This is a genomic window from Gelidibacter sp., assembly GCF_035577925.1.
Lineage (GTDB): Bacteria > Bacteroidota > Bacteroidia > Flavobacteriales > Flavobacteriaceae > Gelidibacter.
In genome coordinates this window covers 1-9,228 of record NZ_DATJCY010000368.1, presented here as the reverse complement: position 1 = coordinate 9,228, position 9,228 = coordinate 1, and the positions used below count along the sequence as shown (strand labels likewise).

Here is a 9,228-nt window from a genome sequence, read left to right as displayed (position 1 = left end):
CTCCACCACCAATAAGTCGCCAATATGATTTTACCGCATCTCAAATTGAAGATTATGTTAAGACTTCAAAAGAAAGGGGCTTTGATTTCATGAAAATATTGAGCATAAACGATCAATCAACCTTTGAGGAGTTTGATACTATTTACAAAAAATATGATTTACAGATTGCCGGTCATTTCCCGAGCAATATTCCTGACAGTTTGATTTTTAAGTCCAATTACACCTCATTTGAACATTTAGGTGGTTTGACTGGAAATCCAGAAATTCTCAAAAGTAGATTGCAGCATATAAAGGAAAGAAACATATATATCTGCCCAACATTAAGTTGGTATAGCGTGGGCTCAGGGCGATATACTTATGATCAATTACGAAGTTTATCAGACATGGAATTTATTCCAAAGGCTACTCTTGATGACTGGATTGAGAAAACGAAATTGTATAGAGAAAAGATGGGAAATACCGCTTATCAATTAGAAGTTGAAAATGAACTGAAATATTTAGATGAAAAATATCATATGATAAAAAAGTTACATGAATTGGGAATACCAATGTTATTAAGTCCCGATAGTTCTTCAAAATATATGATATCAGGTTTCGACATGGTTGGCGAAATGGAATTACTTAAGAATGCACAATTGAGTAATTATGACATTTTAAAAATGGCAACGGTCAATTTTGCAACATTCTTTGAAGAAAAGTACGGTACTATTGAAGTTGGTAATGACGCCAATTTTATTCTGTTAAATTCTAATCCATTAGAAGATCTTAAAGCCTTAAAAAACATTTATGGCTTATATTTTAACAATCAATTTTTAGGCGAAGAGAAATTAGCAACAATGCGCATGGAATTGTTAAAATCATCTCGAAATTAAAATGTTTAAAAACAATAAATTTCCATTTTTCCGACAATTGGATTATCGTGATTGCGGTCCCACTTGTTTAAGGATGGTTGCCAAATTTTATGGCAAAAGTTTTTCAAGAGAATTTTTAAGAGAAAGTGCAGGTATCACAAAACAAGGAGTTACCATGGCTGGTATTGCCGATGCCGCCGAAATTATTGAGTTGCGCACTTTAGGTATGCGAATTTCATTGGAAAGTCTGATCAATGAAGCACCCACACCTTTTATCGTGCCTTGGCGCCAAAAACATTTTGTTGTTGTTTATAAAACGTCCAAGTCAAAAATATATGTTGCCGATCCAGCCCAAGGGCTTTTGGAGTATTCACATCAAGAGTTTTTAGGAGCCTGGACAAATACCGTGGATGGCAATGGTTTTGTCCTTTTATTGGAGCCCAATACAAAGTTTCATGAATTGGATGAGGACAATTCTAAAAAGAAGGGTTTTTCGTTTTTAATTCCTTACATAAGACCTTATCGCAAACTAGTCTATCAACTATTTCTTGGGTTGATTGTTGGTACCACCATTCAGTTCATTCTTCCTTTTTTAATGCAGTCCGTTGTGGACATCGGTGTCAACACTCACAATATCCCTTTCATTTACCTCGTGCTCTTAGGGCAACTGGTACTGTTTGTATCTCAGGTACTTATTAGTATTTTTAGGGAGTGGCTATTGATACATATTACAAGTCGGTTTCAGATAAAAATGATCTCCGATTTTCTCTATAAACTGCTTAAGCTTCCAGTTTCCTATTTTGAAACAAGAAACACAGGAGAACATCTTCAAAGAATCCAAGATCATGTAAGGGTTCAGAATTTTGTATCTTCCTCCACGTTCAACATGCTATATTCCACCGTACTTTTTGTTGTTTTTAGCTTTGTCTTGGCATTCTATGATATGACCATTTTTTTTGTATTTATTGTTGGTGCAACTTTATATGTAGGATGGACCTTCTTTTTTCTTAAAAAAAGGGCAGAACTCGATTTTAAAAGGTTTGATGAGCTTTCTGAAAGCCAGACTTCTTTAGTTCAAATAATCAATGGTGTTAAGGAAATAAAAGTCAATAATTCACAAAGAAAGAATCGCTGGAAATGGGAGCAGGTTCAGATCAGCCTTTTTAAAACATCTTTAAGCTCCTTAAAATTAGCCCAATATCAAAGTATTGGGTCAGGATTTGTTAACGAACTGAAAAACATTTTTATCACATTTTTATCTGCTACCGCTGTGGTCAATGGCGATATTACTTTGGGTATGATGCTATCCATTCAATATATTGTAGGGCAATTAAATACACCATTAAATAGTTTTGTTGGTTTTATTCAGGTATGGCAAGATGCAAAAATTAGTTTAGAACGGCTTTGGCAAGTACATTCCAAAGAAGATGAAGATGATTTGGCGGATCATAAAGTAAAGGAATTGCCTAATGAAAAGAGTATTATCATCAAAGACCTATTTTATCGCTACGGTGGAAAGTCAACACCATTTGTTCTAAAAAACATTAACTGTACCATTCCAGAAGGGAAGACAACTGCCATAGTTGGAGCAAGTGGTAGTGGTAAAACCACATTAATCAAATTGTTACTGAAATTTCACGAGCCAACCAATGGAAAAATATCAATTGGTAATTCTGATTTAATGAACATCAATAATGATTTTTGGCGAATGAATTGCGGTGCAGTTCTACAGGATACTTTTATTTTTAATGATACTATTGCAGGAAATATTTCTGAATCGGAACAGAACGAAGTCATTGATAGAGAAAGATTAAAAAATGCCTCCTTTATTTCCAATATAGAGGAATTTATTGAGAAATTACCAAATAGATACAATACTGAATTAGGTACTTCTGGCATTCGATTAAGTGGTGGACAAGAACAACGTATTATGATAGCGAGATCGGTTTATAAGAATCCTGCTTTTGTTTTTTTCGATGAAGCCACGAGCGCATTGGACGCCAATAATGAAAAAGTAATTATGGAAAATCTTGATAATTTTTTGAAGGATAGAACTTCAATTATTGTCGCGCATCGATTAAGTACAGTAAAAAATGCCGATAATATTATTGTTTTGGAAAATGGAGAGATTGTCGAACAAGGTAATCATCAAGAACTTACGATTAAGCGAGGTAAGTATTACGAGCTTGTAAAAAACCAATTGGAATTGGGAAATTAACATGGAAGAAAACGACGAGTTAAATATTTACAGTAACGAGGTACGAGATGTGCTTTCCGAACCACCGAAAAGTATTTTCAGATGGGGAAACACTATATTATTTTTCTTTATCGCTATGATTCTTTTCCTTTCTTGGCTAATTAAATATCCAGACACAATACTTGCTCAAGCAATCATTACAACTGAAATCCCACCGCAAAAAGAATTTGCAATGGCAACTGGGGTTTTTGACGCAATTCTTGTGGAAAACAACGAGCAAGTAAATGCAAGCCAGCCTTTGGCAATTATAGAAAATACTGCAAATTATAAAGATGCCTTCAAGCTAAAGTCCGTAATCGACACCATTCAGGTTAACAGTAAAAACTTTAGTTTTCCTTTGGATAGTTTGCCGCTATTGTTCTTGGGAGATATTGAGTCACAATACGCCTTATTTGAAAACAATTATATTCAGTACCAACTTAACAAACAATTACAACCTTTTTCCAATGAAGCAATTGCCAACCGATATTCCATTTCAGAATTGAACAGACGATTACAAAGTCTAAAATCGCAAAAGGAAATTAATCAAACCGAACTTATCTTTCAAACAAAAGATTTACAACGGAATAAAACACTGTTCGACAAAGGTGTTATTTCGGTACAGGAATATGAAAACAAGCAATTGGAATATGCACAAGCGGAACGCAATTTCAAAAGTTTCGAATCCTCAATTTCACAAATCAGGGAAGGGATTAGTAATGCAAGTATGACCTCCAGAGGGACAGAAATCAATCGTGCCAAAGAAGAAATGGTCTTACTCAAAAATGTTATCCAATCTTTTAACCAACTCAAAAAATCAATTAAAGATTGGGAGAAACAATATGTTCTACAATCAAAAATAGATGGTACAGTTTCATTTTTGAACTATTGGAATGTCAATCAAACTGTTAATGCAGGTGATTTGGTGTTTACAATCATTCCAGATAAAAATTCATTTTTTATAGCCAAACTCAAAACACCCACTCAAAATTCAGGAAAGATAAAAGTTGGTCAAAATGTATATGTCAGATTAGAGAATTTTCCTGATGTTGAATTTGGTGTCTTAAAAGGAAAAGTAAAAAACATCTCACTCATTCCAGACCAAGAAGGATTATATTTAATAGATGTAGAACTTCCTGAAAAACTAATTACTTCCTATAATAGAAAGATAGAATTCAAGCATGAAATGCCTGGCATGGCAGAAATCGTAACAGAAGATTTAAGGCTAATTGAGCGCTTCTTTTATCAATTTAAAGATATTTTAAAAAGAAATTGATAGTTAGTTATGAGATATTTAAATGTATATAAGTTTATAAATCGGAGATAAATAAATCAGATTAAGTCTTTACCGCTCTTCATTTAGACTTCAAGTTTTACAGCTTTAAGGGAATAACTATTTTTTTCTAACTGAATTTGATAGAAATCAATGCCTCTTTCTTTTAACAAATTGATGATATCATTTTTCTCTGTCTCTCCAATCCTCAAGCCGAAGTAAATGGATTTCAAGGCTTTGCAATTATATGAGATTTTTCCGGCGATAGAGGAAACTATTCGATGTTCCTGTTCATATTCCCATCTTTTTGATTTATAAAATGCGAATTTTTCAATCATACTATTTGGTTCGTTTCTAAAAATCTCACACCAACTAAAACCTGGTGGTTTTTTAGAATATTTAACTGGAAAAGAATGTAGGATATTTTTCCTATCAGTGCTCAGTAAAACATCTAGATCGTATTCTATACAGAATCCTTTATGCGAATTAGCATAATGTGCCCAAAGTAATTCATCAACAGGGGTTTTAGAAAGTGAATAAATCCCCATTGCGTGATCCAAAGATAAAACCTCATCAGTATTATCATCAAGTAATTGAAAATCTGCTTCAGTATTAACTCCAATTTTTTTTGCAATCCAATTAAGACGATTTTTAATTCTTTTAGTGTCGGTAATTGTTTCAAAAGGATCATTCAAATTTGACAAGTCGGATGCCCAAAAAAAATTATCAAATAGTGATTTTAAATCTCTCTTGAAAATTTTTTCGTCATCACTTCCACGATACTTGTATACTTTCATTTCAAATTGTTCTTTCAAAAATTATCCAAAAAGGTGAATATGCTTTAAGTTAATTCCTCACTAAAATTAATTTGCAAAATATCACCATTCTGCCACCTTTACAACATAAAAGCTACAAATTTGCGCATGGCAAATTCGCTACAATCTTTTATTATCGCTTCTTCTGGTAAATCATAAAATCACCAATACAAACTGAATAGTAGCCCCAAAACCAGAAATATCTTTCCAATCTTTCAAGAGCTTCCCTCCTTTCCTTTTGTAATTAATATGCCAATTTAAAACCAATACCTGTTTCAGCTTACCGAAAAGTTTTCAAGCTTAAAATTAATTTAAACAGCTGTATTCTTATCAGTTATATATAGTTCCATAGGACTCTAATGCTTTTATATAAAATTACCAGAATGGTTTACTTCTCTCTGAAATCCAACAAACTTTTATTGCCTTATCGTTTAGCAAAAGTACCATCCAAAAACGTGTCGTAAAAATGAGGACATTCTTTAATGTAAAGAACATTAAAGGACTTATTAAGGAAGTAATAAAGCAAGGGATTGCGTAAATATCAGCTATATAAACTTTAACATAAGTTCCGTCTGAGACGTAAAGTTATTTGAATTGTTCTTTTTAGATTTGGAGTGAACCTATTTTTAAGAGTTCAGTTTCTTATCAAATAATTTTCTGTTAAATGGATAATCTAAACAATCTTTTCAATTACTTGGATGCGGAGCAAATACATTTAGATAAGGATGAATTTGATTTTCAATTTAATTCCCATCCTGATTATCCATCTTTATTAGCACTAAGTGATCCTTTAAGTTTTCTAATATCAACAACTGGATCCTTAAAGTTAGTAGGTCTGATATTGGACTCTTCCCAAATAAATTCCTTACCAAACTAAATACAAAAGTATAATGACTCCTTAAAAAATGGACTTAAAATCTGATTTTATGATACTAATAAAACAACTTAGCCTCCTTTTTTTGCTCTACATTTTTAATTATTCAATGGGTTATTCTCAAAATCTACTAAATACCACTTCATGGACTGCTAGTTCTGGAAGTGTTTCTGGTTTTTCTGTAAATGGTACGGATCCTGAAAACTATAGAGAACTAGATCTTAACCATATTGGTCAAAAGGTCATTTTATGGAAAGCGGTTCCTGACGTAAATAATGATGCCAACGGTGGTTGGGATTCAAGCTATCATCCTATTAATAATACTAAAACCTACCGATTTTCGGTTTGGTTGAAAAAAGCTAATTCATTTGATGGCGTTTCATACTTCGGCAGTCAGCAATGGAGTAGCACAATGGATAACCAAAGTGTTTTAAGGCTTAGCGGAAGCTTTGATAGCAACCCTTTTTTTGGCATAATTATGAAGACCAATACCAATCCTTACTTGAGAATAGAGTTATTCCTAGTCCAAAACCACTATATATAGAGTGCAACGAAAAATTGCGATCTTTTGGCCTGTTACATCTACTCCATTTAATTAGCAATTATATCAATAAAAATATTTAGAAATGAAAAAACTACTACTGTTATTTTTATTACATAACATATCAATGAATGCTCAATCCAACAGAGTTCTTTTTCAATATGACAATTCGGGTAATCAAATAGAACGAATCTTATGTCTTGGATGCTCACAATCAAGAAGTTCAAACAATAGTAAGAATAACCCAAAAGATATGGAGAAAATTGAAGATGAGGATCTATTGAAGTTTTCAGAAACAGATGTTATTTCATATTATCCAAACCCAGTAAGAGATGAATTGTATTTAAAATGGGAATTGACAGATAATGATATTGTATCCAATATTGAAGTATATACATATTCCGGTCAATTAATAAATTCATATAAAAATTTAGAGAAAACGAACAATAAAGTCATTTCTTTTGAAGACTATCCTGAAAGCACCTATATAGTATTATTAATATACAAAAGTGGGAACCAAAAATCTATAAAGATTTTAAAAAAATAGTAGTATTAAATGAAATTAATCATATATGAAAAACAAATTACTATTATTAATTATGCTAATTATTTCTCTTGTAACATTATCACAGAATAGTTATCATGATACTCAAGGCAAATTAGAAATATCGAACAGTGGGCAAGCCATTTACACCTTACCGATAGCTTTGCCTCCAAGTATCCAAGATGTAGGCCCAACGATAAATCTGGTCTATGCAAGTGGAAAAATGGGAGGAATAGCGGGTCAAGGCTGGAATATAAATACAATTTCGGCAATTAGCAGAATATCAACACGTCGGGATATTGATGGTTATGTGGATGGTGTAGATTTTGATTCAGATGACAAACTAGCATTAGATGGACAACGGCTAATATTAACCTCAGGAGCTTATTGGGCAATTGGCTCAACTTACACAACTGAAGTACAGACAAATGCAAAAGTTGAATTAATTGGATCTGGGACGACGACGCATTTTATTGTTACACAACCAGATGGATCACGCTCATGGTATGGAAACTTTGAAGGAATAGATGCGACGGATTTAACTTCTTTTTATATTACTCGTTTTGAAGATTCAAATGGCAACTTTATTACATATCACTATAACAAACCTTTAAACAAAAGTCTTTGTATAAGTGAAATAAAATTTAGCGCTAATATAAATGGTATTACTACACCACAGAATAAAATAACTTTTACATATATTGGAGCAAAAAGAATTGAAAGTGGTTACATAAAAGGGCTTAAATACGAGAAAGCTGAATTACTAAGTAAAATACAAGTTTATACTACAAATCTTTTATTTAGAGAATATAGGCTAACTCACATTTTTGATTCGCAATTAGGATATGAGAGAGTATCAAAAATACAGGAGTTTAATGGAGCTTTAGAATCCGCAAATCCCGTTATTTTTAATTATGATACTACAACTACAGATAATAGTATTACATCTGAAATTAAAACTGATTATGTCAATAATCTTAATTTTAACAATATTGAATTGTCCGGTGATTTTGACGGTGACGGAAAATTAGATTTTATCGCTGGAAATCAATTATTTGTCAAATTGTTTAATGGAAGTAGTGGTCAAGCACCTATTGTCATGCCTTTTAGTGCTTCTGTCCCTTCAAATATGCCCCCAAATACTTTTGTTGCTACGACTAATTCAAATAATAAATTAAATCAATTTCAATCGGTAGTAAAAGCTTTTCCTCTGAATAATGGATTAACGTTCAAAATTTATAATTTAAACGGAAATACGGTAACGCAATCCTATACCAAAACAGTCGATTTGGGTGTGCCAAATAGTAGTGGCCATTCATATGACAAATTTTTGGAAGGTGATTTCAATGGTGATGGAATTTCGGAAGTTTTAATTATGTCAGTTCCTGCAATCCACATCCCTGCACCTAATGATCCATGCCATTTCTATGGCACATGTGGATTGGGAAATATTTTTGAGAGGTATTATATTTTAGATTTAAACCAAAATTCATCAACAATTGAAGGTAGTTCTGGATTAGTAAGAATGGGGACTTTTGAACTAGACATCAGTAGCAATAAAAACTACGTGGCTGATTTTAATGGTGATGGAAAATCCGACATATTATCCATTAATACTACAACGGGTCCAGAATATGGAAAGTACAAAATATATTCATTCGATCAATCTAATTTCGCACCTTGGATAAAACCAAAAATCATTGGAAGTGGTTTATTAGATAAATATAGTGATACAAAACAAATTTTATTCGGTGATTACAACGGTGATGGTAAAACAGACATAATGTTACCTGATACTGAGGGTGGTAGCGGTCACACACTCTGGCACATATACTACTCAAATCCTCAATTAAATAATGGCATCTTCTTTGTAAAAGAATCTCATAACATAGCTGAGTACTGGCCAAACACTGGATCATATTATAATACCCAAATTCATTTAAGTAATTATTATGCGCTAGATGCCAATGGAGATGGAAAATCAGATTTAGTTCGTGTTTGGAGAAAATATTACAAACCGAATCTGACGATAAACAATCATGATACTCAATGGAAAGTGTTTTCTTATGCAAATAATATTGGCAACAAGCTAAT

The 9,228-nt window shown here is 32.5% G+C and carries 7 protein-coding genes; 6 read left to right on the top strand and 1 reads right to left on the bottom strand.

What is annotated here, in order from left to right:
• From VNJ50_RS14115 to VNJ50_RS14105, 3 genes are all read left to right on the top strand, one after another.
• Positions 1 to 872 (top strand): amidohydrolase family protein (locus VNJ50_RS14115; RefSeq protein ID WP_325582939.1); only part of this gene is annotated, 872 nt, incomplete at its 5' end.
• A 1-nt stretch (position 873) separates the two neighbouring features.
• Positions 874 to 3,069 carry a peptidase domain-containing ABC transporter gene (locus VNJ50_RS14110; RefSeq protein WP_325582938.1) on the top strand — a complete coding sequence of 732 codons (2,196 nt, stop codon included), beginning with the start codon at positions 874 to 876 and terminating at the stop codon, positions 3,067 to 3,069.
• Between the two features lies 1 nt (position 3,070).
• Positions 3,071 to 4,363, top strand: a complete 1,293-nt coding sequence (locus VNJ50_RS14105; protein WP_325582937.1) for an HlyD family efflux transporter periplasmic adaptor subunit — start codon at positions 3,071 to 3,073, stop codon at positions 4,361 to 4,363.
• 83 nt (positions 4,364 to 4,446) lie between these two features.
• Here the strand turns inward: VNJ50_RS14105 and VNJ50_RS14100 are convergent, their stop codons facing one another.
• Positions 4,447 to 5,157: a DUF2971 domain-containing protein gene (locus VNJ50_RS14100; RefSeq protein ID WP_325582936.1), complete on the bottom strand. Its 711-nt coding sequence runs from the start codon at positions 5,155 to 5,157 to the stop codon at positions 4,447 to 4,449.
• Between the two features lie 944 nt (positions 5,158 to 6,101).
• Between VNJ50_RS14100 and VNJ50_RS14095 the strand changes: the two genes are divergently transcribed.
• From VNJ50_RS14095 to VNJ50_RS14085, 3 genes are all read left to right on the top strand, one after another.
• Entirely contained in the window at positions 6,102 to 6,593 is a 492-nt protein-coding gene (locus VNJ50_RS14095) for a hypothetical protein (protein ID WP_325582935.1), read from the top strand.
• A gap of 82 nt (positions 6,594 to 6,675) precedes the next feature.
• Positions 6,676 to 7,137, top strand: a complete 462-nt coding sequence (locus VNJ50_RS14090; RefSeq protein ID WP_325582934.1) for a T9SS type A sorting domain-containing protein — start codon at positions 6,676 to 6,678, stop codon at positions 7,135 to 7,137.
• Between the two features lie 25 nt (positions 7,138 to 7,162).
• Positions 7,163 to 9,228 (top strand): FG-GAP-like repeat-containing protein (locus tag VNJ50_RS14085; protein WP_325582933.1); only part of this gene is annotated, 2,066 nt, incomplete at its 3' end.